The 23,336-nt window shown below is 42.5% G+C and carries 19 protein-coding genes; 11 read left to right on the top strand and 8 right to left on the bottom strand.

Features of this window, described 5'->3' with window-relative positions; all coding sequences use genetic code 11:
* Positions 1-28: 28 nt before the first annotated feature.
* A complete protein-coding gene (locus B9G53_RS24030) occupies positions 29-1,558 on the top strand; it encodes a GUN4 domain-containing protein (protein WP_094535967.1) in 1,530 nt (509 codons plus the stop codon).
* Positions 1,559-1,701: 143 nt separating this feature from the next.
* Positions 1,702-2,304, top strand: coding sequence for a hypothetical protein (locus tag B9G53_RS24025; RefSeq protein ID WP_094535966.1), 603 nt, complete (start codon positions 1,702-1,704; stop codon positions 2,302-2,304).
* 469 nt (positions 2,305-2,773) lie between these two features.
* Here B9G53_RS24025 and B9G53_RS24020 read toward each other — a convergent pair whose 3' ends face one another.
* Genes B9G53_RS24020 through B9G53_RS24010 form a run of 4 tightly spaced genes read right to left on the bottom strand, consistent with a single transcriptional unit; the run spans position 2,774 to position 4,490 of the window.
* Positions 2,774-3,424: a glucosaminidase domain-containing protein gene (locus tag B9G53_RS24020; protein WP_141211881.1), complete on the bottom strand. Its 651-nt coding sequence runs from the start codon at positions 3,422-3,424 to the stop codon at positions 2,774-2,776.
* 20 nt (positions 3,425-3,444) lie between these two features.
* Complete coding sequence (locus tag B9G53_RS26990) at positions 3,445-3,627, bottom strand: hypothetical protein (RefSeq protein WP_141211880.1); 183 nt, start codon at positions 3,625-3,627, stop codon at positions 3,445-3,447.
* Positions 3,628-3,685: 58 nt separating this feature from the next.
* On the bottom strand, positions 3,686-4,075 hold the full coding sequence (locus tag B9G53_RS24015) for a hypothetical protein (protein ID WP_094535965.1): 390 nt from the start codon (positions 4,073-4,075) through the stop codon (positions 3,686-3,688).
* A gap of 10 nt (positions 4,076-4,085) precedes the next feature.
* Positions 4,086-4,490 (bottom strand): hypothetical protein, encoded by a 405-nt coding sequence (locus tag B9G53_RS24010; protein WP_094535964.1) that lies wholly within the window; start codon positions 4,488-4,490, stop codon positions 4,086-4,088.
* Positions 4,491-5,370: 880 nt separating this feature from the next.
* On the opposite strand from B9G53_RS24010, the gene B9G53_RS24005 reads away from it, so the two are divergent.
* Positions 5,371-7,497, top strand: a complete 2,127-nt coding sequence (locus tag B9G53_RS24005; RefSeq protein ID WP_094535963.1) for an NB-ARC domain-containing protein — start codon at positions 5,371-5,373, stop codon at positions 7,495-7,497.
* 34 nt (positions 7,498-7,531) lie between these two features.
* Here the strand turns inward: B9G53_RS24005 and B9G53_RS24000 are convergent, their stop codons facing one another.
* Both B9G53_RS24000 and B9G53_RS23995 read right to left on the bottom strand, forming a co-directional pair.
* Complete coding sequence (locus B9G53_RS24000) at positions 7,532-8,467, bottom strand: NAD(P)-dependent oxidoreductase (RefSeq protein WP_094535962.1); 936 nt, start codon at positions 8,465-8,467, stop codon at positions 7,532-7,534.
* Positions 8,468-8,524: 57 nt separating this feature from the next.
* Positions 8,525-9,478 carry a type IV pilin-like G/H family protein gene (locus tag B9G53_RS23995; RefSeq protein WP_094535961.1) on the bottom strand — a complete coding sequence of 318 codons (954 nt, stop codon included), beginning with the start codon at positions 9,476-9,478 and terminating at the stop codon, positions 8,525-8,527.
* Between the two features lie 436 nt (positions 9,479-9,914).
* Here B9G53_RS23995 and B9G53_RS23990 point away from each other — a divergent pair, with 436 nt between their 5' ends.
* The 4 genes from B9G53_RS23990 to B9G53_RS23975 all read left to right on the top strand — a co-directional run bounded on the left by B9G53_RS23990 (position 9,915) and on the right by B9G53_RS23975 (position 11,327).
* Positions 9,915-10,223 (top strand): transposase, encoded by a 309-nt coding sequence (locus B9G53_RS23990; protein WP_094535960.1) that lies wholly within the window; start codon positions 9,915-9,917, stop codon positions 10,221-10,223.
* Positions 10,224-10,273: 50 nt separating this feature from the next.
* A complete protein-coding gene (locus B9G53_RS28770; RefSeq protein WP_254923790.1) occupies positions 10,274-10,375 on the top strand; it encodes a hypothetical protein in 102 nt (33 codons plus the stop codon).
* Positions 10,376-10,673: 298 nt separating this feature from the next.
* Positions 10,674-10,970 carry a transposase gene (locus B9G53_RS23980; protein WP_254923789.1) on the top strand — a complete coding sequence of 99 codons (297 nt, stop codon included), beginning with the start codon at positions 10,674-10,676 and terminating at the stop codon, positions 10,968-10,970.
* A gap of 105 nt (positions 10,971-11,075) precedes the next feature.
* The gene (locus B9G53_RS23975) at positions 11,076-11,327 is read left to right on the top strand and encodes a hypothetical protein (protein ID WP_094535958.1); all 252 of its coding nucleotides are present in this window, start codon (positions 11,076-11,078) and stop codon (positions 11,325-11,327) included.
* Positions 11,328-11,387: 60 nt separating this feature from the next.
* On the opposite strand, the gene aroC is transcribed toward B9G53_RS23975, so the two are convergent.
* Positions 11,388-12,470 (bottom strand): chorismate synthase, encoded by a 1,083-nt coding sequence (aroC, locus tag B9G53_RS23970; protein ID WP_094535957.1) that lies wholly within the window; start codon positions 12,468-12,470, stop codon positions 11,388-11,390.
* A gap of 569 nt (positions 12,471-13,039) precedes the next feature.
* Here aroC and B9G53_RS23965 point away from each other — a divergent pair.
* Complete coding sequence (locus B9G53_RS23965; RefSeq protein WP_094535956.1) at positions 13,040-17,380, top strand: CHAT domain-containing protein; 4,341 nt, start codon at positions 13,040-13,042, stop codon at positions 17,378-17,380.
* A 97-nt stretch (positions 17,381-17,477) separates the two neighbouring features.
* A complete protein-coding gene (locus B9G53_RS23960) occupies positions 17,478-19,229 on the top strand; it encodes a ShlB/FhaC/HecB family hemolysin secretion/activation protein (protein ID WP_254923788.1) in 1,752 nt (583 codons plus the stop codon).
* Between the two features lie 212 nt (positions 19,230-19,441).
* On the opposite strand, the gene B9G53_RS23955 is transcribed toward B9G53_RS23960, so the two are convergent.
* Positions 19,442-19,858 (bottom strand): VOC family protein, encoded by a 417-nt coding sequence (locus tag B9G53_RS23955; protein WP_094535954.1) that lies wholly within the window; start codon positions 19,856-19,858, stop codon positions 19,442-19,444.
* Between the two features lie 245 nt (positions 19,859-20,103).
* On the opposite strand from B9G53_RS23955, the gene B9G53_RS23950 reads away from it, so the two are divergent.
* Both B9G53_RS23950 and B9G53_RS23945 read left to right on the top strand, forming a co-directional pair.
* Positions 20,104-20,328 carry a hypothetical protein gene (locus B9G53_RS23950; protein WP_141211879.1) on the top strand — a complete coding sequence of 75 codons (225 nt, stop codon included), beginning with the start codon at positions 20,104-20,106 and terminating at the stop codon, positions 20,326-20,328.
* A gap of 134 nt (positions 20,329-20,462) precedes the next feature.
* Positions 20,463-23,087, top strand: coding sequence for an RNA helicase (locus tag B9G53_RS23945; RefSeq protein WP_094535952.1), 2,625 nt, complete (start codon positions 20,463-20,465; stop codon positions 23,085-23,087).
* Positions 23,088-23,336 lie beyond the last annotated feature (249 nt).

Below are 23,336 nucleotides of genomic sequence, written 5' to 3'. Positions count from 1 at the left end.
TGAGTGCAAAGCGCTGTATAATGCCAGTATGTTAGGCAAGCTACTCGATCGCCGCTATCGCATTGTCAAAGAACTCGCTGAAGGAGGTTTTTCGCAAACTTACCTTGCGGAAGATACGCGCTTGCCCAAAAATCCCCAATGCGTCGTCAAACATCTTAATCCCACCATTGACGATCCTGTTTTTACCCAAAAGGCTCTAGAACTATTTAAAGCTGAAGCTGAAACCTTGCAGGAATTGGGAAAGCATGATCTCATTCCCCAACTTTACGCATATTTCCAAGAGAATAAAGAATTCTATCTTGTTCAAGAATTTATTGCAGGACATCCACTCAGTAAGGAAATGTCCCCAGGTAGTCAAATGGCTGAGGCGCGGGTTGCCCAAATCGTCAAAGAAGTTTTAGAAATCCTACAATTTGTCCATAAATACAATGTCATTCATAGAGATATTAAACCTAGCAATTTGATCCGTCGTCATAGTGATGGCAAGCTAGTGTTAATTGACTTTGGTACTGTCAAACAAGTTCAACTGGAAGTTGCTAGCGCCCACCACAAAGCAAGGGTAACCTTGCCCATTGGCACACCTGGATATATGTCCTACGAACAAGAGCGTGGTCAATCGGTATCCTGCAGTGATATCTATTCTTTGGGAATGGTCGCTCTACAAGCTTTGACAGGCAAACATCCCAGTCAATTTCCAAGAGATCGCGATAATGAAATTAACTGGCGGAGCTATGCCAAGGTCAGCCGCGAATTTGCCGCAGTTTTAGATCGGATGACTCGATGCAATCCGCGCGATCGCTATCAGACAGTTGATGAAGTCTTAAGGGATATGGCAAAACTCCCGAAATTAAGTACAGATTCTCCTAGAATTACCGACGATAGAGATATTAAGCCAAATTCTTGGTTATTGCCATCAGCGATCGCTTTGCTAGCATTAGCTGGTGGAGCTTATTTGTTAACTACAGGATGGAATCCTTTCAAAAGCAACATTCTACCTAATAGCATTCCTAGTCTTTCTGTCACCACACCTACCTCCACTTCACCTTCACCTTCTGTTTTAGTTCAGCCTTCCGCCGCACCTGTTCCCGATCGCAAAACCAGCTATGAGCAACTGACCCTCTATCTCCAAGAAAAAAACTGGAAAGCTGCCGATCATGAAACTTATCTATTACTTCTCAAAGCAGCAGGAAGTCAATCTGATCGTGATGGGACATTTCATCCCGATGAATTTAATCGGATTAGTTGTGCAGATCTGGTTTTAATCGATCAACTATGGACACAGGCAAGTAATGGTAAGCAGGGATTAACTACCCAGAAAAAGATTTACGAAGATTTTGCTAAAGATATTCGTAAAACATACGAAAATATTGGTTGGCTGAGTCCAACGGGTGAACTTGAGATCGATACAGCCTACGATCGCCAAACTGCGCGTTGGGAATATATCGAAGGTCGTCAACCTAACTTTAAGTCACCACCCGTTGGTCATCTGCCATTTTTACTACGCGATCCAAATAAAAATTTAGAGCGCATGGTTACGTTCTATCGATGCTCGTCTTAGTTCAAAACATAAAATGACTACAAAACCCAAGAATTAGCGGCGCGAAGCGCCGCTAATTCTTGGGAAGAAAGTTTATTTTTTAGTTCATAAAAGTGTGAAGACACTTTTGTGAACTGGTGTAAACGCTAACAAAGGATAAAAACATGAGATTAAATTTGCGTAAACTATTTCTCCTGTTGATGATTGGTAGCTCTATTAGCTCTGTATTTTTGGCTCATCCAGCGATCGCCCAAGTTGCTGAAGTCCCTAACCCTAACCCTAATGGTGACTTTAGCTCCGCCTTTCAACGTGGTAATCGAGGTTTCTATATGATTAGTAAATGGCTAGTTGTGCAGTCAACAGGATCTGATCCACAAGACTATGCCTTAAATTGTCGCTATACACCGAATGGACAGATTAGGTCACAAATCCTCAGAGGAGCGATCATGACTGCGGTTTTTAAGGAACCGATCAATTTAGGTCGAGCAGAGCCACCTGATGCTGCTACTGATGCGATCGTTTTAGATAGCGAAGGTTCTCCTTGGTTGCGCGTTCAAGGGTCACAGAATGAATTAGCCTATCCCGTTAAGCCTACAAGTTTTGATCAATTAGGAGAATGCTATGTCAAAGCAAATTTGAAGTACATAGCTCCGATCAATCCCGATTCTGTGATTGCTTACAACAGAGAATCGCATACATACTGCAAGAATCAGCCTTTGTATTGCCAACCCAAGCTTTTAAGATGGCTATCATTGGGGCGCAGTTGAGCGTTAAAGTCCGAACCCAGAGATTTGCGCTGTATGCTATTGTGTTTGTGGGAATAGGCAGAAAATTTAACAAATCAAACAAATACGTTCTTAGAAGTAGTCTTTCGTGACTATTTTCTCAATGTAATGTTTTGCCCAAAAAAATATATATGCAAGGGAATATGCGTATCAGGTTTCACAACCAACTATTTGTGGATCGAACTTGGCGATCGCCTTATCTTTGCATATTTTAAAAATGCTTCATTATTCATGCTCCCCCATGAGAATGAAGCAGGTCGTAAGGCGCAGTTATCCGCCGCTACATATTGAGATACCTGTGCCTTGCTTTTGCTTTTGATATTACAGCGCTTTGCGCTCAAACCCAAACTAAGAAAATCTTTAAAAGCTTTGCTTCGCAAAGCTTTTAAAGATTTTCTTAGTTTGGGTAATTGCCGTAATAAAGAAGGTCAGCACTTAGCGCTGACCTTCTTTATGTAAAGAATCCAGACAAATCATAGAGACGACGCAGAATTGCCATAATTTTTTTGTCGTAATTAGTGTCTTCTGCCCATTGTCCTGAAAGCTGGCTCAGCAATGGCGCAGTACCACGTTTGACAAGACTAAACCTTGGGTCAACTAGCGGTTGTACTAAAGGTTTGGTGGTGGCATAGGCTTTGAGATGTTGGATCTGCGCCCTTACCCCAATGCGCCGATCGCTAAAGCTATCACCCCTAACACCATTACCGATCGCCCCAATCCCACCAAAATTATTTTGTTCGGGTTTAACATCCCCACCAAATTGGAGAAACCCAGTTTCTAAACACATCTGACAAAATGCGATGTCATAGTTAACGCCCTCGATCACCGCCTCTTCGCGATAGATCGCAGGTAAGTCACCATAGAGATTTAGAGGTGCTTTATTGAGCCTTAGGAGTCGTAAAAGTTGGACTTCGGAGGTAGTACCATCCCCCATAATCCGATCAATGCTGCCAGCGAGGACGCGAGAACATAATTTTTCACGACTAGATGCTTGGGCAAAGTCCAAAGAACCTTGAGCTTGAACAGAATTTTGACCAAGACGATCCAACGTAAACAGTGCGATCGCCCCAGCCCCAAATTGAAGAAACTGCTTTCTTCTCATAACTGTTCTGCTCTATCTGACTAATAGTTGACTCTGTTGTAATAAACGTTAAGTAAATTTTGTTGCTTTTGACAAGGGGGATTTGACGGATATTGAGTTCTAGGGTCACTGCAACTGCGGGGATCTTGAGAGTATGCAGATGCACTGGAAGCAAAGGGAATCAGCAAAGCGGAAGCAGAAAGAACAGATAGTAAAAATTTCATGTTTTTAACCTTGGTTATAAGTGAGTTAATTGGAATAGAATCTAAATATTTAAAGAAATTAACAAGCTCGTTGCTTGAGAAAATTCGGTATATCAAGCCCAGCTTGATGATTAATCACCCGCGAATTACCTGTGTAGAGAAGGCTTTCAGAAACCGCAGAGATTAGATCTGGGTCTTGAGTTGAGATTTTTGCTAAGTCAAGAAACAAGCTTTCGATCATTTGCATTGACTCAATGACGCGATGCTTGATCTTGATGCGATCAGTGGCTGACCAAAAGGATTGAGATTCCTCAATCGAGCAGTCAGTCATCAATAGCTCAATCTCATCTAGTAAATGATTTAGAGGGCGATCGCTGTCTTGCTGTTGATCGGCTTCATGCTGCTGCAACAACCGAGGCTGAAAATGATGGGCATAGATCGGTGGCGTGGGGAAGGCATCACTTTGCATATTTCCTCCATTACCGCTGTGTTACTAAGTGAGGATAAACATGCTGCGTGTGGCGATCGGCCCGTTCAGCCAAATGCTTGGATAGGTGCAGCTTGGGGTATGGCAAATCCGCTAGTACCTCTAAAATGCGGCAAAAATCTCGCTGTTGCCTTCTGCCATTGAGGAACTGCGGCATTTCTGATGAGTTAGAGTTTTTTTGCAAGTATTGGCGCAGATTGGTGATCGCATTCCAAAAGCTACACATTTCCTCATAGGTACAAGCCAGTAAAAATGCTTCGATTTCGTGCAGTAGCTGCGAAAAGCGATCGGCAATACTGGGACGCATCGCAAACTGCGATCTTAGGGGCGATCTTTGGCTTGGTTGATTCGGTATTAATTGAAGGTGACGTTGGGGCAAATGATGGGGGGCGCTCATGTTTCAATGCCTCTGTTTGTGAGGTTATATGAGGAAAAGTCGTTTTTTGTCGGAAAACATTATTTCCCTATTGCTATATGCACTTACCAGTGATACAAGAGTTAAATATTTCTTTATGTGAGGGTAAGTGAGTTTAGCGGTCACAAGTCGATTGAAGTTGTATAAATTAACTGCAATAGCCCTTGTTGACAAACACAATACAATTCAAATTTCAATTTGCACACCAGAAAAAATAGTATTTTTTGTCAGTAAATACATGAATAAAATCCAGAATACTAATTAGTAAGATGCTTAATTCTTTGTATTTGTCTAATACAAAAATAGTTCACTACTTATTGAGTGGTTTAGAGGTTTTAATTGTATTAGCCAGAAAATTATTTTCATTTGAAAGTCATTGATTAAGTCGCTAGTATGTTGCAAAAAATAAAACAAGATTTTTAAATTTTTTGTTTGCAAAAACAAGATTTTAAGATGAGTTTGTCTGCGAGTATGGATTAGCTAACACCTGAAAGCCTCTATTTATGTAGATATATCAGAAAAGACAAGAAAAAATTGGTACATATCCAAGCCAATGTCAGACTAAATCAGGATTTAGAAAAAAGCTGGATAAATGCATTGCAAATACAAAAATATATGTTATTTATCTAACGTGAAAAAACAAGAATATGTTGATTTAACTATCTGCAATTGCTGTAATTAGTCATTACAAAAATGTGACTCATTAAATTGTCGGATAAATTTAGATCGCATTAGATCGCCAGACAGATTCAAACAAATGCAAAACATTTATTTGAATTCTAAAATTTGAATCCTAAAGTTAATCCCAACTTTTGCATTACTAATCCGATACCGAGACATTAAATTGAGAGGAGTTACGACCATGACCACGATGACTATTGAAGATGCGATCGCAATTGTTGATGCAGCCCTACAGCACAAGCGTCTGAGTAATATTCAGGAGCAAGTATTTCGCCAAACATGGGATGGCAAGACTTATGCTGAGATTGCTGAGACTTGCGGATACGATTCTTCTTATATTCGTGACGTGGGTTATCGCCTATGGAAAATCTTGTCCGATGGCTTAGGAGAACGGGTGACTAAGCACAATCTCCAAGTCGTAGTGCGGACTCAAGCCAAGAATTTTCAGGTTACGGCTTTTCAACAGGAGTCAAATCAGACGATCGCTCACAACCCTCACAATCCTTTGAGTCTTGTCAATCCTCACAATCCTGAGGCGATTGCTACCGATCTAAATACCAAGCGCTGTGACTGGGGCAATGCGATCGATACTTCAATTTTTTATGGTCGTACGGAAGAACTAGCCACAGTTAAAAATTGGGTGATTAGCGATCGCTGCCGTCTTTTGGGTGTATTTGGTATGGGCGGTATCGGTAAAACCGCCTTTGCTACTAAGCTTGCTGAACAGGTGCAATCAGAATTTACGTTGATTGCTTGGAAATCCCTACGCAATGCGCCCACCGTAGAAACAATGCTTGCTGAACTGGTCAGCTTTTTGACCAACCAAGCGATCGCCACTTTGCCTCCAGATTTAAACAGTCTCTTGGGTATGTTCATTCCTGTCCTAAAACAATCACGCTGCTTGATCGTGTTGGACAATGTGGAATCAATCCTTCGCAGTGGTGAAACCACAGGACAATATAGTGAAGGCTATGAGGGCTATGGCGAACTGTTCCGTCAAGTTGGTGAAGTACGTCATCAAAGTTGCTTGATTTTGACCAGTCGCGAAAAACCCCATGATGTTTTGCCTCCCGATAGTAGCGATCGCATGGTACGTTCTCTGCAATTGGCTGGATTGAAGGAAGAAGCGCGGCAAATGTTTCAACCAGAATTGGCGATTGCCCCTGCAACTCGCAAGCTGATCGATTTCTACTGCGGAAATCCTCTCGCTCTGACAGTGGTATCACGTTCGATTAACAGCATGTTCGATGGTGATATTCAAGAGTTTCTCGATCAAGATGCAAATGTGTTCGGCGATATTCGTTATCTCCTCGATCAACAATATGGTCGCCTTTCGGAACGTGAGCAACAGGTCATGTATTGGTTAGCAATCGAGCGCGAACCGATCACCACCGACAATCTACGTCAAGACATCGTACCAATGGTTTCCAAGTCCCAAATTCTGGAATCAGTGATTTCTCTACGCTGGCGATCGCTAATTGAGAAGAATGCCAATAGCTTTACGCAGCAGCCCGTGGTAATGGAATATATGACCGATCGCTTGATCGATATGGCTTACAACTCGGCGATCGAGCGTAGTCTCGAATTCCTAATGAGCTATGCCCTCGTCCAACACCGTGCCGAAGACTATATTCGAGAAACCCAGATTCGCCACATCTTGCAACCTCTGACCAATCGACTCTTAGCTCACTATGGCAGTGTCGATACTTTGCAACGTGAATTGCACAGCTTATTGGAGACTTTACGCGATCACCAAACAGCGATCGGCTATGCCCAAGGCAATATCATGAATCTGTTGCGGGCTTCGCAAACCGATCTCACTAAAAGCTTTTGTCGTTTCCCTGAACGGGTGACAGAGCATTCTGATCTACAAATTTTAGAGAGACTTCTAGAAAGCGATCGCGCTGGTGGACTTGCCACATGGGATCACCGCATTCCTTGGGCAAATAATCCCCTCGCACAACAAACTTCCGAATCCAAAACTCAAATCCGCAGCAAAAACCTCTATTACCAATGGACAGAAGGTTCTCTCGAACAGTTGCAACAGGAACTGAAGCAACAACCTAAATTCCGCAAGAAATACCATGCGTGGTTAAATGAGACGGAATTTGCAGCGATCGATGCTGATTTTGAAGCCGTGAAAATTACCGACACGCTCAATCAACCCGTTGATGCCAGATTGGTTTTTATCAATGAAGTAAATATTGTTGAGCCTCCTGTCGGACTGCCAACACCTAGCGATCGCCGCGCCCAAGCCAGAAAACAAAAGCAAGATTTGCGAGCCAATCGCTCTAAGCGAATCGGCTAAATAAAAAAGCTTCCCTTTGGGAAGCTTTTTTATTTTATTTAACCTCGGCAAGCAAATTCGCTAGACGGGGATACTTAGAAACTAGACCAAAGGTTTCGGGAGAGACGACATCATAGGTAAAGTGGCGCTGGGCAATGCAAAAACGATCCCACTCAGCAACTTCAATGCGGAATAGTTTGATCACCGTATCCACTAGCCACGGAGTTAATTCAAACTGCCAACCCACCTTTAAATTCAAATGTTCGCAAAATTGTGAGATTAAATCCTGAACAGTTAAGCGTTGCATTCCTAAGACTAGACGGGCAGGAGATGACGGGACTGAAGGTGCAGTCAGCAAATGCGTAACGATTTGAGCGATATCGATCGCATGGACAAAATGGAAACTACCATCGGTTTTTAAAAATCTCGCATAGGGTACATATTTAAGAATGTCCTTGAGTCCCTTGGAAAGATGTGAGTATGGCTTATCCGCAGCACCACCAAAAACAAGAGTGGGGAATACAGTAATCAGGCGATCGCGAATAATTGAATTTTCTAAAGTCTCTAGACAAGAGTGCTTGGAAGCAATGTAAGCCGTGCCAATTTCCCCTGCTTCGCGAATAATCTGATTATGAGAATCAAGAATGCTAGCGGTGGAGAAATAGATTGCCCGTTCGCAAACCTGTGGATCGAGCATCGAAAACAACTCAATGGTTTTATCACGATTAACCACAAAGGCTTCTTCTCCGCCCCAACCTGCGGCAGTACTCACCACAAATTCCATTGTCCGCAGTAAGTCTTTATGATTGCCAATATTCTGCATGGAGTCTTCAATTACATGCACATTCGGGCGATCGCTGAGATTAATTTGCAATTTGCGGCGATCGCGAACCAGCAAATATAGCTCATAGTCAGTTTTTGCTAAAAGCTCCTCGATCAAATAATGACCGACACAACCACTCGCACCCGTAATAAAAACTTTTTTTGGCATTCTCTTAGTAACTATTTTAATAATGATTAATCAAAGCGGCGTATTGCGCCGCTTTGATTAATAGCGAGAAAGATCGATATATTCTTCAGGGCAAGTCGGATTAGAAGTTAATTTGAACTTGGGTGGCAATTGACGGGTTGGCTTTTGACTTTCACAAATAAGCGCAATAGGTATCACATCCTTAGAGTTGGGATCTGGTGCAGTATAAACTAAACCCGTATAGGATTTCAAATTGTCTGTTTTAGCTAGACCAATATGTTGGACTGCCTTCTTATTATCTAAGACTACAATTTGATATTTGTAATTTTCCGTTTCGGACTTGATTCCTATCTTTAAATCATCCAGCTTGTTAGTAAAGTATCCATTTTCTACAAAGAATGCTTGATGAGATCGATTTATAGATCCCACGTAAGTTTTAGCTTCAATTTGTCGGGCAAGACTAGCAGGAGAAACCGAACTAGGAAAATCGATATTTGCATCCAGTTTTGTGTCATTGGAAATGCGCGTCAGTCGAAACATATTCGGCATCAGTACAGAACCGACAATATTAGGCAAATTCCCTGTGTAGCTTGCATACTGCATCGCCGCAGGCATAAATAATTGCTGGAGAATTAGTTGCCCTTTCGAGTTGAACGAAAAAGTTGTTCGGGAACCAAAACTACCCTGAAAAACATCAAGATATGTCTCTCCATTCAAAGAATTAATTTGATATTCTGCTGTAACTCCGATGTTTCTGGTGGGATGAATCAGATAAAGCTTGCCGTCAGGTGTAAATACCATCGTGAATGGCTCTGACTCATTGTTAGGTGTTGTTAGTTGCCATGTGCCAACCAGTTTCTGGGCTTCAGCAGGTAATTCGACTGTCTCAGTAGCGATCGCCTGGCTGAGGGGCGCTAAACTATCGCGGGGCATGGCAAATAATGCAGTATTCACACCACTGGCGATCGCGAGGGTGATGGTTAATTTGGTAAGCCAGTGATGGGACGAGCTTTTAAAGAGAGGATATTGCATAAGTACTAAGTATATCTAAAGACCATTGCTTGCCAAATAATTTTACTCTTTTTGACGAAAGGACATCTCTATTTAGGTGCATCGGTTTTGCGTAATTAAGAATGTTTTACAAAGTTTATTAGAAAATTATGCGGAGCAGTTAGCGGATAGTTTTGTTGTGGTTACTGAGATACAGGTTAGATTTGCTAGGGCTTTGTCATGATTGAAAAAATGCTGATTGAATGGATCGATCACACTATTCATGAGATTTCCATAGAGGCACTGCCTTAGAGCGTGTTTGAGAAGTTTTTCGGGGTAAAAAAGTGCAAAAAAACTCCCAAAGGTATAGCCTGTCAATATACAAAAAACAAAGACAGCCCCATGGAAGCAACAAAACAAGCATACCCTACCGACTTAACCGATAGCCAGTGAGAACTGGTAAAAGACTTGATTCCAGATGCAGGAACAGGAGAGAAAAAGAACAGTAGATATTAGAGCCATACTCAATGGCATTTTCTATATCAACAGCGCAGGATGTGCGTGGCGAATGCTGCCCCATGACTTTCCCATTTGGCAAACTGTCTATTATTACTTTCGCCATTGGCGGATTACTAACACATGGCAAGATATAAACGCTAAATTGCAAAAATGGTATCGCGTCGGTGAAGGAAGAGAAGCCACGCCCAGTGCTGGATGTATTGACAGTCAGTCAACTAAAATCGCTAGTCGATTAGCATCGCCAGAAGAGGCTGGTATTGCAAACTAGTCAATGGTCGTAAACGGCATATTCTTGTTGATACATTGGGTTTGCTAATCATGGTGGTTGTCACGGCGGCAAATCTCAATGATCGCAAAGGTGCAACCAAGATTTTAGAAAAACTTAACCATGTTCGTGAGAGACTGTCAGTATGGAATTGATGCAGGAGACCATATTTTCTCTGGCAGAATGAAAAAGCTACTGCTACGAGCTTTTGTACTGTGAAGGCGATGGTCAGATTTAGCTGACTTTACCCATTACCAATACCGATGTCGATTGTATCGAGACCTCGACATTATTCTAACTCTGTTACCGACTCAGGAAGATGGACTCAGATTAAAAAAGCGATATCTATAGCAACGTAAGAGATAGCTAGGACAAATCAAAACCCAAAAGATGAGTGGCGGCGCGAAGCGCCGCCACTCATCTTTTGGGTTTTATGTCCTAAGCAAAACTTACATGGCTATAGAATTACGAGAAAACTTATTTCTGTTTTTGGATGACCACACCATCCCACCAACTAATAACTCCAGCGAACAGGCTTTACGTTGGAGTGTCATTTTTAGAAAAGTCACGAATGGTTTTCGCTCCGATTGGGAACGTGACTTATTTGCAGCTGTTCGTTCGATTGTCAATACTGTTAAAAGACAAGGCTTTTCTGCTTTTGAGTCGATTCTTATCGCTTTGAATCCTCTCGATTCTTTATTCTCTATGTGTTGTGCAATTACATCAAAACTTTGTCAGAGCAACTTTTGATAATCTTCAAGTAGATATTGTACTGACTCAAAATACACTCTTCAAATACATCGCCAAGAACTGTACAACCTCAAGGCAATCTCAAAGCAATTTGGCGATTGAACTGTGCGTTGTGTCACTGTTGAAGGGCTGATAATTCTCAGACTTTATGCACTGCCTTCTCTTTACCGACAAAATAAATTTGATCGCGCCAGCATATACGAAAATGACATTCTTTTGTTACTTCTCAAATATCCTACAGAATTAGAGCCAATTTGGAAGTTATTGCAAAAACATTTACTACCTAGCGATATTACTGAAATTCAAGAGATTACTGCCGATATCCTAAAACGCATTCAGCGTTTTCGAGCTAGATAAACCAAGCGATCGCAATTTACAAAAAATATACGATCGCAATTCGTGATGAGAATAGTAATTTTATAGAGAAACGGTTTTTTGATTGAGATAGCGATCGCACAATACTAGAGCCACCATCGCCTCCACCATTGGCACTGCGCGAGGCAATACACATGGATCATGACGACCGCGACCTGTGAGAGTGGTTTCTTCACCTGCGACGGAAACAGTTTTTTGTTCTAACAAAATCGTGGCAGTGGGCTTGAAAGCAACCCGCAGAATGATATTTTCACCATTGGAAATACCGCCTTGAATGCCGCCAGAATTATTAGTGCGGGTGCGAAGGCGATCGCCATCCATATAGAACTCATCGTTATGCTCACGACCAGTTAAGTGAACCCCATCAAATCCTGAACCAATCTCAAATCCTTTACTGGCTGGCAAAGACATCACCGCTTTAGCAAGATCCGCTTCCAATTTGTCAAACACAGGATCGCCCAAACCCACTGGCACATTTCGCGCTACACATTCGACAATACCGCCGACAGAATTACCATCGCGACGGATTTTGTCGATGAAGTCAATCATTTTTTCCGCCATGACTGGATCAGGACAGCGCAAAATATTACTTTCCACCTGTTCCATCGTGACTGTATTTGGATCAATATCAGGTGCAATCATGTCTTTAACTTGTCTGACATAGGCAATTATTTCCACACCTGCGGCTTGTTTGAGGATTTTTTTGGCGATCGCCCCTGCGGCAACCCGACCGATTGTTTCCCTTGCCGAAGATCTACCGCCGCCTTGCCAATTGCGAATGCCATATTTTGCTTGATAGGTGGCATCAGCATGGGAAGGACGGAATTTTTCGGCCATTTCCGAATAGTCTTGGCTACGAGCATCTTTGTTCTGCACCAAAATCATGATCGGTGTGCCAAGGGTTTTGCCTTCAAATACTCCTGACAAGATTTGAGCGCGATCGTCTTCGCGTCGAGGAGTAACGATTTTGCTCTGTCCCGGTTTACGGCGATCGAGATCAATTTGAATATCAGCTTCACTAAGCTCAAGTTGTGGTGGACATCCATCGACGATCGCGCCCACGCCTCCGCCGTGAGATTCCCCAAATGTTGTGACGCGAAACAATTGCCCGAATGTACTACCCATGTTTAAATATTGAATTCTAAAAAATATGTGACGACCAAGGTTTGATCATCCTTTATTTTATAGTACCGACTCTTATAAAACGGAAGCGGTCAGAAGCAGTACCCAGAGTTCTTGCTATTGTTTGCCAAAAAATATGTAGTAAACATATATTTTTTAGCTTTTGTTTAACAAATAGTAAAAATTGCTGATTAAAAAATTCTTTACGGCTGAGATACTCTATGGTAATTTAACCTTCAAACTGCCTTCAATAATCTTCCGACAATCTATTTATAGCTGTCTCCAGTCATGTTAAGACAAAATCAAAACCCAAAAGAGAGTTGCGACGCTTTGCGTCGCAACTCTCTTTTGGGTTTTATGTCCTGAGACATTTGGAGACAGCTATATTACTTTCAACAAGATTGCTGCACAAATATTTTATTTGGTGTTAGATGCTCTGAATAGATAGAATTAATTCTAATAGTTTTCGATTAAAGAATTTCTTAATAATTTTCAATTGCGAGAATTGTAAATAGTTCTCATTTCAATTTTCTAACAGTAGTTAAAATTAGCTTCAATCTGGTATGAGTTAAATGAAAAATAGATTTTGTCTAATTTTGTCAGCGATCGTATCTTTAAGTATCGCCCATGCAACTCAAGCTCAGATTGCAGTTGATGGCAGTACAGCGACTCAAGTAAATGGCAATGCGATCACCCCAACAGGAGCAGGTACTGTCAACGGAGGCAATCTCTATCATAGCTTTGGTGAATTTAACGTACCGCAGACAGGCGTAACCTTTAACACTGGCAACTCTGCGGTAAATGGGGCTGACGTTCGTAACATTATCAATCGCGTTACAGGTGACAATCCCTCTGCGGTTTTAGGTACAATTGAGAGCCGCCAAGCTTTCCCCAATGCAAATCTTTACTTAATGAATCCCAATGGGATCGTATTTGGACAGAATGCCCGTTTAGATATTGGTGGTTCATTTCATGCGACGACAGGTACAGGCTTAGGCTTTGATAGTGGAACCTTTAACGTTGACAAAAATTCTCTCAGCTTTCCTAGTGGCGATCCGAAAACAATTCGCTTTGCTGTCTCTCAACCTGCGGGGCTGATCAATCAAGGTAATTTAGCAGTAGATACTGGTAAAAGCATTACTTTCACTGGTGGCAGCATCATCAATACAGGCACATTAACGGCTCCAAGTGGAAATGTAGCCTTAACCGCTGTAGCAGGAAATAGCCAAGTTGAGTTGCGATCGCCTGATGCAGTTTTAGGATTGCAAGTGACAGGTAATGCTATTCCTACGAATTGGAATGGCAAGATTACAGAACTACCCCAACTTGCAGAATTACTTACAGGCAAAGTGCCTGAAGCAAATCAGGTGGTTGTTAAAGCCGATGGTTCGTTGTCTCTAGTTGCAAGTCCTGCGCCTACGGATGTTGCGGTGACCAATGGGATGGCGCTCATATCTGGGAGAGTTGATGTATCTTCTCCAGACTCAAAAGCTGGCAATATTGGTATTTTTGGCGAAAAAGTAGGATTGGTCAATGTTCAGATTGATGCATCGGGAGCGCTTGGTGGTGGGACAGTTTTAATTGGTGGAAATTTTCAGGGTAATGGCATAGCGCCAAATGCGTTGAGAACTTTTGTAGATCGTAAGTCTAAGATTGATGTTAGTGCGTTCTTGAGTGGAAGTGGTGGCACTGCGATCGTTTGGTCGAATCAAACCACAAGATTTCTAGGTTCAATTCTTGCAAAGGGTGGAACTTTGTCTGGTGATGGAGGCTTTGTGGAAGTATCAGGGAAACAGAACCTTGATTATAGAGGGTATGTAGACACCTTGGCGACCAATGGAAAAACAGGAACTCTACTACTTGACCCAACAGATATTAATATCATTGCTGGTAGTGGTACATTCTTTTCTTTGAATGAGGTAGATCAGTTCAGCGATCCTGATATTGGAGCAAACTCGATAGATGTAGCTCTTATTAACGCGGCAGTAACGAATGTCACCTTACAAGCAACAAATGATATAAATTTTAATACCCCATTGGCAATTATTGCGTCTGGGGTTGGGTTGACTGCTCAGGCTGGCAGAGATATCAACGTCAACAGTAATGTCTCTACAAATGCTGGAGCAATTAACTTTACAGCAGGTCGAGATATTGTCGGATTTAGAGGACTCAAGACAGTTCCGATTGTTGGCGACAGTGGCAATGTTAATCTCACAGCAGGTCGAGATGTCAGACTAAATAGCATTGATGCAGTCTCTACTACCAATGGGAATGGTGGCAATATCACGATCCAAGCAGGTGGAAATATTCAAATGACAGGAACCTTCACTGAGTTTGGCAACACCTACAGCATTGCAACAAACTCTGGTGGTCTAATTGGCAATGCTGGTAATATTTCCTTAACAAGTACGAGTGGAGCAATCGATGTTAGTTCTGGGCGAGTTCATGCTGTTGCTACCATCGGAAATAGCGGAAACATTACGTTTCAAGCAGCAGGAAATATTAAAACTGGGGCTGGCGTTGCGCCACTTGCAGCCGTTGGTTCCTTTATTGCTTTTGGTGGGAATGGGATTCCCGGCACGATCTCGTTCACTAGTTTAGGTGGTTCAATTGATACTAGTTTGGGCGAGATCGGTGCTGGAAATTCAAATATTGGCAATGGTGGCAATGTTTTCTTTCAAGCCTCAAATAATATTATTACAGCGACTATATCGGCTGGAACATTTGATGGCAATGGCAATGGGGGAATAATTAGTCTGGTTAGTCAATTAGGTTCTATTAACTCTACCGCAGGATTACTAAGTACGACTTCTTTGGGAAATGCAGGAAGTATATTCCTCCAAGCATTAGGGAACATCCTAACCAGTGATCTTGCGGCAGGTAGTACTTTTATTGGCAACGCAGGTAGAATTTCGGCTAATAGTACTAATGGAGTGATTGATACAACCTTGGGGACTGTTAGAGCAAGGATTAATGGAGGCAATGGTTTGGGTGGAACGGTTGATTTTCGGGCTTCTGGTAACGTTAATACTGGGGAAATTCTGGTAACAGGGAACTTAGGCGGCGGCACAATCAATCTGACTAGCACTAATGGAGCGATTAATACTATCATAGGCAATATTGATGCTAGTTCTATTAATGGGAATGGCGGCAATATTACTTTTGTGGCTCGTAACAGCATTACAACTACTAATCTCAATACCAGCAGCGATCTTGCTAGTGGCGGCAATATTATCCTTGACCCCATTGGCGATATTATTTTTAACTCGGCAAATACTTCGGGATCGATTCAGGGCGGGAATTTCCTCGCAGCCTCAACAGGCGGCAATATCAGAGTGCTGGGATTTGTTACTAGTCCCTTTGCATCTTGTATAGGAGCGAGTATTTGTTCCGCTAGTAACAGTGGTAACACAGGTGGTCAGATCTTTCTGCGCCATGGTGGACTTAATCCATTTGTGATTGGCAATTCTAGTACTAACGGAACCGCAGGTATTGTCACTACAGGCTCATCCACCTTAGCTCTTGGCAAAATTATTCCCATTGGCACAAGTCTTTTTACCCAAGGCAATATTCTGGTCGCGCCATCAGGTGATACTACATTCACACCGCCAAAAGTTGTGATCGATGTAAACAACGTTGACATAGAGACTCAAGATCTACTCGAAATCAAGGATGTCATGAAAAAGGAAGTTGATCGCTTCTTAAAAGAAGAAAACTTAGAAAAAGCATTTCAAGCGATCGAGAAAGCCTATGTTTCTGAGCTAGGAATTTTCTTAGGAGAAAGTCTTAATCCGCCCACATTAAGTATTAGTCAAGCGCAAGATCTGCTTAGCGATGTCTCAAAACGTTCAGGTAGTGCTTCTGTACTGATTTACCCAATCATGCTAAATGATCGCATTGAAATTCTGGTGATCCCACCCAAAGAACTGGGAAAGCCTTTTCATCGCTACACGAACTATGCCAACGAAGAGGAAATTATTACAGTTTTGACGGATTATCGCGCCAGTCTTCGGGATACAAGTTCACTGGACTATTTAGAGCAAGCCCAAAAACTCTATGACTGGGTGATGCGTCCAATTGATGCTCAATTACAGGCTCTCAAAATTGAAACAGTTGTTTTTGTGATGGACTCTGGTTTACGAGTGATTCCCCCCGCTGCCCTGCATGATGGTAAACAGTTCTTAGTAGAGCGCTATGCTTCAGCAAATATTCCTGCTCTACGGGTAACGAGACTTGAAGAACGCGATCGCCAAAACACCCGTGTTCTAGCCATGGGGCTAACTGAGGCAAGAGAAGGCTTAAGTGCATTGCCAGCAGTAGAAGTTGAAATTAGAACGATTGGTACGCAGGTATTAGCTGGAACTACATTTTTAGATCGCGACTTTACAGTTGCCAATTTGCAAGCGCAACGGGGTAAGGCAAAGTATGGAATTCTCCATTTAGGAACCCATGGTCAATTTTTAGAAGATCGCGCTAAGGATTCCTATATTCAATTCTGGGATGGTAAGCTGCGATCGCATCAAATTCCCAGACTAAGGTTTGACCAGCCTGTGATAGACATGTTGACTTTGAGTGCTTGTGAAACTGCCGTGGGCAACAATCTTGGTATTAGTGGATTAGCCGTAGAGTCAGGTGCTAGAAGCATTCTTGCCTCTCTGTGGGCAGTTTCCGATGTGGGGACAGCACCTTTGATGATTAGCTTTTATAAGTCTTTCCCCAATGCGCTTAGCAAGGCTACGGCTTTAAGACAAGCCCAACTTGATTTGTTAAAAGGTAAAGTCAAGATTGAGAACAGTCAAATTATTGGGGTTGATGGTTTTGCGGCGATCGCTTTGCCCAAGGGTACTGAAAATGCTGATATCAAACATCCTTTCTTTTGGTCATCTTTTATTTTGGTGGGCAATTGGTTGTAATTTAGGGCTTCGCAGAACTGTTTTTTGTGGTGTAGCTTTGCCCCAAAAAACAATTTTTTAACAAGATTTGTACAAATTGTCAATTTGAGGTGTGAAGGTGAATCAAAATTTAAAAGGTCTACTTAAATCTAGTAGCAAGGGGCTGATTGTCTCGATACCAAGTTTACTAATTAACCTAATTGGCTTACCTATCTACGCTCAAGCCCCCTCTATATCTTCGCCATTAACTCGTCCACCAGAATCTCTAGAGCCAAAGTTACCAACTAAACCGACGAGTCCAATTCTTGCGCCTTCTCAGTCATCACCTTCCACTAATCCACCAGAAGCGCCACTGCCAACACCTCAAAATGAAGTTCTGATTCCAGTTAAGCGGATTGAGATTGTGGGAGGATGGATTCTTACATCAGTAGAAATTGCCGCACTAATAGCACCATTACAAAACAAATCAGTTACTCTCGCTCAATTACAAGAAGTTGCTGATAAAATCACTCAAATCTATCAAGATCGTAACTACATTACTTCTCGTGCTGTCCTTGCACCACAAGATATTCAGGATGGTGTCGTCACAATTCAAGTACGAGAGGGTGCGTTAGAACGTGTTGATGTCAAACGGGCTGGGAATGTAGCAGGTAGATTAAATGATGACTACATCCGCGATCGCATCCAACTTGCAGGATCAACACCTCTCAACTTTGCTCATTTAGAAGATGCCCTGCAATTACTCAGATCTGATCCTTTAATCGGTGACATTAGAGCTAATTTGACTACTGGCAGTCAACCAAATCAAAGCATTTTGCAAATCACGCTTAGTGAGGCTAAATCTTTTAGTATCCGTCCATTTTTTGATAACTATGGCAATACTTCTACAGGAATCTATCGGATTGGAGTGAATCTGCAAGAGCTTAACACTACAGGTAATGGTGACTCAATTCTGGTTGGGTATACCCGTGCTGGTAGCTCCGATGTTTATCAACTTAATTATCAATATCCGATTAATCCTCAAGGCGGAACCCTAGGCTTTAACTTTTCCGCAGGTCAAAACCCGATCACTGAGCCACCTTTTAATAGCTTAAATATTCTCACAGATTCCCAAACCTATGAGCTAGCTTACCGTCAACCTTTAACGCGATCGCCCCGTGAAGAGTTTGCGCTTGGTGTTAGTTTAGCTTTTGAGAATAGTGGTTCCTATTTTGGCAATCGGTCATTTAATTTCCAGAATTTCAAGTTTGATGATGGGCGATCGCAGTCAAGAGTTTTGCGATTCAGCCAAGATTATCTCAGCCGCGATCCAGTTGGAGCTTGGGTATTACGTTCAACTTTTAATATGGGATTGAATGTTCTAGGTGCAACGATTCGCAATGATAATTCGCCAGATGGGAGATTCTTTTATTGGGTCGGTCAAGTTTTGAGAGTGCAACGACTAGGTGAAGATAAAGATACCTTGGCATTTTTGCGCCTAAATATGCAGTTTTCAGGAAATCAGTTACTCTCTCTTAATCGTTTTAGTATTGGTGGACCTCAGTCTATTCGTGGCTATCGCCAAGGTCAACTTACGGGCGATAGCGGAATGCAAGCTTCTATGGAGCTGCAATTTCCTGTAGTACGCGATGAGGAAGGTGTATCCATTATCAAGTTATTACCTTTTGTTGAAGGTGGCACAATTTGGAACGCGTCAGGCATCAACTCCACCACGCAGTCATTATTGGGAATTGGCTTAGGGGCGACCTATCAACCAATTCGCAACTTGTTACTACGTCTTGATTATGGAATTCCTTTGGTAAATGTCTCTAACGCTGGTAATAACTTACAAGATTCAGGCTTATATTTCTCTGTAAATGCAAGCTTCTAAAATAAAGGCAGCGCTTTGCCCTACCTTTATTGACTAAACTAAAAACAACCTCAGTTAGGGTTAATTTCAAACTGGCTCCTAGAGATGGTTCGCGGTGCGAACCATCTCTAGGAGCCAAAACAGTAGAAGCCTCGCAAAGCGAGGCTTCTACTGTTTTGGCTTTTTAAATATAGAAATTCTGGATAAGATTTTGCTTTCTCTTGATTGGATCTTTAAGGATCTTGCTTGGCTATTAAACCTATTTCTTGACCATAGGAGAGTTCTAGAGTGTGACCATCAGGATCTCGTAAAAAAGTCCAATAGCCAATCGGATATCCAGAATCTTTTGGCTCCTGTATTAATACACCTTCCTGTCGAGCAATTGCACAGAGAGCATCCATTGATTCTCGACTCCTACAGCCAACACCAAGATGGGCAAAGGGTAATAAAACAGGCTGTACAGATTTGGTTTGGATAAGTACGATCACAAAGGGACGAGTGCGATCGCTAAGCCAGACCACCTCAGCCCCAGACTCTTGATCAATGCGGCGATGGACAATTTGCATCTCTGCATAGGTGGCATAAAACTTGATACTGTTTTCAATATTCGCAACAGGAAGGGCTATGTGAGTCAGTCCAATATCAATCATTGCTACTTAATACCTCATAAATACCTTGTACCAATTCACAAAGGTATGACGACACTTTTGTGAATTAAAAACCAGACTCAGCAAGGGTTTTCAAAACATAAAACGTAGCCATTTTATGTTTTGGGATTAGAAATTTGCCATAAAATAAGCAACCGATTTTTGATCGTGCCGCAAAGCCGCGCCATCAAAAACATTATGAAAATATAGTAAGCGATCTTAGGGACAAATCAGATTGGTTTGATCCTGTGATCATGTCGCCAACTCTTGACTTTATGGTGTTTCATCCAAAAGAGAAGGGTGGCGCAAAGCGCCACCCTTCTCTTTTAGATTTAGTTATATTGAGAGGCAATTCAGCAATTCTCATTATAAAAATCGGTTTTTTGAAAGCCCGCTGTCGGCTGGCTTTCAAAAAACCGATTTTGGTGTTTCCAGTGCCGAAGGCGCTGGAAACACCAAAATCGGTTTCATAATGAGAATTGCTGGAGGCGATCGACCTATGGTTATTCTCGCAACTTCTAGCAATAGGCTACTATAGAAGATTAGATCAGCATTTCATCATAATTGCTACTCTAAATTACAAGTATATTTACTCAGGCAGACCTGCGTGCAAGCAATAGACCCACAAGAACTATATCCCTTTGAACTTGACCCGTTTCAATTACAGGCGATCGCCGCCTTGCAAGCAGGTAAGTCGGTCGTTGTTTGTGCACCAACGGGTTCAGGTAAAACCTTAATCGGGGAATACGCAATTCATGCTGCATTGGCAGACCATCGCCGCGTTTTTTATACCACACCACTCAAGGCTCTTTCTAATCAAAAGTTACGCGATTTTCGACAGCAGTTTGGTGATGATAATGTTGGCTTGCTCACAGGCGATACATCTGTAAATCGTGACGCGCCGATTTTAGTAATGACTACCGAAATTTTTCGGAATATGCTCTACGGCACACCGATTGGCGAAGTTGGGACATCCCTCACCGATGTGGAAGTGGTGGTACTAGATGAATGCCACTACATGAACGATCGCCAGAGGGGAACCGTATGGGAAGAGTCGATTGTTTACTGTCCTGCCGAAGTGCAGTTAGTCGCGCTTTCAGCAACCGTGGCAAATAGCCAACAACTAACCGACTGGATTCATAAAGTGCATGGTGATACGGAGTTAATCTATTCCGATTTTCGCCCTGTTCCCCTTGAGCATTCTTTCTGCAATAACAAAGGCTTTTTTCCCTTACTGGATAGTTCCAACCAAAAGATTAATCCTCGCCTAAAACCGCTTACCAATAAGCCGCCATCCAAAGAAGAAAGGCATAAAATTGTCCCGCCCATCGGAGCCGTAATTTCACATCTACGTCAGCGTGATATGCTGCCAGCGATTTACTTTATCTTCAGCCGTCGTGGATGCGACAAATCGGTTACAGATTTGGGCAATGTTTCCCTTGTTAATGCAGAAGAATCACTAAGACTGAAGCCACAAATTGATGCGTTTATCGCCGCTAATCCTGAGATTGGTAAGCCCGCTCATATTGATGCTCTCTATCGTGGTATTGCCGCTCACCACGCAGGAATTTTACCCGCATGGAAAGGATTTGTAGAGGAGTTATTTCAGCAAGGTTTGATTAAAGTTGTATTTGCTACGGAAACTCTAGCGGCGGGAATTAATATGCCTGCGAGAACCACCGTAATCTCTAGTATTTCCAAGCGCACCGATCGCGGACATCGGTTACTTAATGCCTCAGAGTTTCTGCAAATGGCAGGGAGAGCGGGACGACGTGGTATGGATAAGGTTGGCTATGTTGTTACCGTGCAGACTCCCTTTGAAGGCGCAAAGGAAGCTGCTCATCTTGCAACTTCTAGCGCTGATCCACTAGTTAGTCAATTTGCGCCAAGTTACGGAATGGTAATGAATCTGCTGCAAACCCACTCACTCGATCAAGCGAGAGATCTAGTTGAGCGCAGTTTTGGGCAATATCTTGCCGACCTAAATCTTGCGCCTCAAATCCAGAACCTAGAATCGGTAATGGAACAAATCGCTAAGCTAGAGCATGATCTGGCGAACATCGATTTAAAGCAGTTGGAAGTCTATGACAAATTGCGTGATCGCCTCCGTGAGGAAAAGCGACTCCTGAAAATGCTGGCTCAACAAGCAGAAGAGATGCGCTTAAATGATTTGGCATCCTATGCACCCTATTTGCTATCAGGTTCGCCACTCACGATTCGCACCAATAAAGGTTTGATTATTCATACCGTTCTCGCAGCCAAAGTTCAGGGTTCTGGACAATTCCCTTGGTTTGTTTGTCTCGGGCGTGATAATCGTTGGTATACGGTCGGTTACAAAGATATCGTCCAAGTTGGCAGTGATTTATTGTTGGATGGTGACATCGAATATCCCGCAAAGCTACCCTTAAGACCAGGACAGTCGATCGATGGTGATGAAGCTAGTTTCGCGATCGCCCAAAAAATTACCCCATTACCAGATCCAGAATTGGCACCTGAAGTAATTAAACAGCAATCGCGAGTGATGGCGATCGAGTCAGAAATGAATCAACATCCTGTCTCGAAAATGAATGATCGCGGTGCAGTTTTCAAAAAAGTAAATCGCCTTGAGCAATTGCAACGCCAAATTGAGTTTCAGCAAAAAGTGGTCAATGAACGCCGACAAAGACATTGGCAAGAATTTATGAGCCTCGTTAACATCTTGCAATTCTATGGCTGCCTTGAAGATACGCAACCCACCGACAAAGGTAAAGTTGTCGCAGCGCTGCGAGGTGAAAACGAACTGTGGCTAGCCATATGCCTAATATCTGGCGAACTAGATAACCTTGCCCCCCACCATCTTGCCACTGTCTGCGCGGCGATCGTCAGCGAAAATAGTCGCCCCGACAACTGGATCAAGTTTGGTCTATCTCCCACCGTTGAAGATGCCCTTGATGGGTTACGCGATCGCCGCCGTGAGTTGATGCCAGTCCAACGCCGCCATTTAGTCGATATTCCTGCATGGTTAGATTATGAACTGACAGGCTTAGTGGAGCAGTGGGCTTTGGGAATGGAATGGTTTGAACTATGCCAAAATACCAACCTTGATGAAGGCGATATCGTCCGTTTAATGCGGCGCACCATCGATTTACTGTATCAAATTCCCCATGTTCCCAATTTGCCCTCACAGATCTATCAAGCCGCTAAGCAAGCAGCACAAATGATTGATCGCTTCCCTGTAAATGAGGTAATTTAAGTTTCCCTTTCTCATTCATTCTTTGGAAGATGTCATTATGGGCGAGTGTAACGCTTGGGCACTGGTCAGTTAATTAGTGAGGCAATGAAAGCCCCTTGATGATAGTAATTCCAGTATATAGCAATCCTAAATGAGTTATGAGAAAAAGCCATAGGTAAAAAGCTTGGGAAAATTAAAGATTTGTCGATGAGTAATAAACTCAAAAAAGAACTTAACTGTCGCAAAAGATTTATATAGCAATCCTAAATG

The sequence above is a fragment of the Pseudanabaena sp. SR411 genome (assembly GCF_002251945.1).
GTDB lineage: Bacteria > Cyanobacteriota > Cyanobacteriia > Pseudanabaenales > Pseudanabaenaceae > Pseudanabaena.
The sequence above is the reverse complement of the archived record's forward strand: the minus strand, read 5'-3'. Positions and strand labels throughout refer to the sequence as shown.

What these genes read in the sequence shown, in the direction of transcription:
- B9G53_RS24030 (WP_094535967.1), top strand. Translation starts at nt 29, where the DNA reads ATGTTAGGCAAGCTACTCGATCGCCGCTATCGCATTGTCAAAGAACTC.
- B9G53_RS24025 (WP_094535966.1), top strand. Translation starts at nt 1,702, where the DNA reads ATGAGATTAAATTTGCGTAAACTATTTCTCCTGTTGATGATTGGTAGC.
- B9G53_RS24020 (WP_141211881.1), bottom strand. Translation starts at nt 3,424, where the DNA reads ATGAGAAGAAAGCAGTTTCTTCAATTTGGGGCTGGGGCGATCGCACTG.
- B9G53_RS26990 (WP_141211880.1), bottom strand. Translation starts at nt 3,627, where the DNA reads ATGAAATTTTTACTATCTGTTCTTTCTGCTTCCGCTTTGCTGATTCCC.
- B9G53_RS24015 (WP_094535965.1), bottom strand. Translation starts at nt 4,075, where the DNA reads ATGCAAAGTGATGCCTTCCCCACGCCACCGATCTATGCCCATCATTTT.
- B9G53_RS24010 (WP_094535964.1), bottom strand. Translation starts at nt 4,490, where the DNA reads ATGAGCGCCCCCCATCATTTGCCCCAACGTCACCTTCAATTAATACCG.
- B9G53_RS24005 (WP_094535963.1), top strand. Translation starts at nt 5,371, where the DNA reads ATGACCACGATGACTATTGAAGATGCGATCGCAATTGTTGATGCAGCC.
- B9G53_RS24000 (WP_094535962.1), bottom strand. Translation starts at nt 8,467, where the DNA reads ATGCCAAAAAAAGTTTTTATTACGGGTGCGAGTGGTTGTGTCGGTCAT.
- B9G53_RS23995 (WP_094535961.1), bottom strand. Translation starts at nt 9,478, where the DNA reads ATGCAATATCCTCTCTTTAAAAGCTCGTCCCATCACTGGCTTACCAAA.
- B9G53_RS23990 (WP_094535960.1), top strand. Translation starts at nt 9,915, where the DNA reads ATGCAGGAACAGGAGAGAAAAAGAACAGTAGATATTAGAGCCATACTC.
- B9G53_RS28770 (WP_254923790.1), top strand. Translation starts at nt 10,274, where the DNA reads ATGGTGGTTGTCACGGCGGCAAATCTCAATGATCGCAAAGGTGCAACC.
- B9G53_RS23980 (WP_254923789.1), top strand. Translation starts at nt 10,674, where the DNA reads ATGGCTATAGAATTACGAGAAAACTTATTTCTGTTTTTGGATGACCAC.
- aroC (WP_094535957.1), bottom strand. Translation starts at nt 12,470, where the DNA reads ATGGGTAGTACATTCGGGCAATTGTTTCGCGTCACAACATTTGGGGAA.
- B9G53_RS23965 (WP_094535956.1), top strand. Translation starts at nt 13,040, where the DNA reads ATGAAAAATAGATTTTGTCTAATTTTGTCAGCGATCGTATCTTTAAGT.
- B9G53_RS23955 (WP_094535954.1), bottom strand. Translation starts at nt 19,858, where the DNA reads ATGATTGATATTGGACTGACTCACATAGCCCTTCCTGTTGCGAATATT.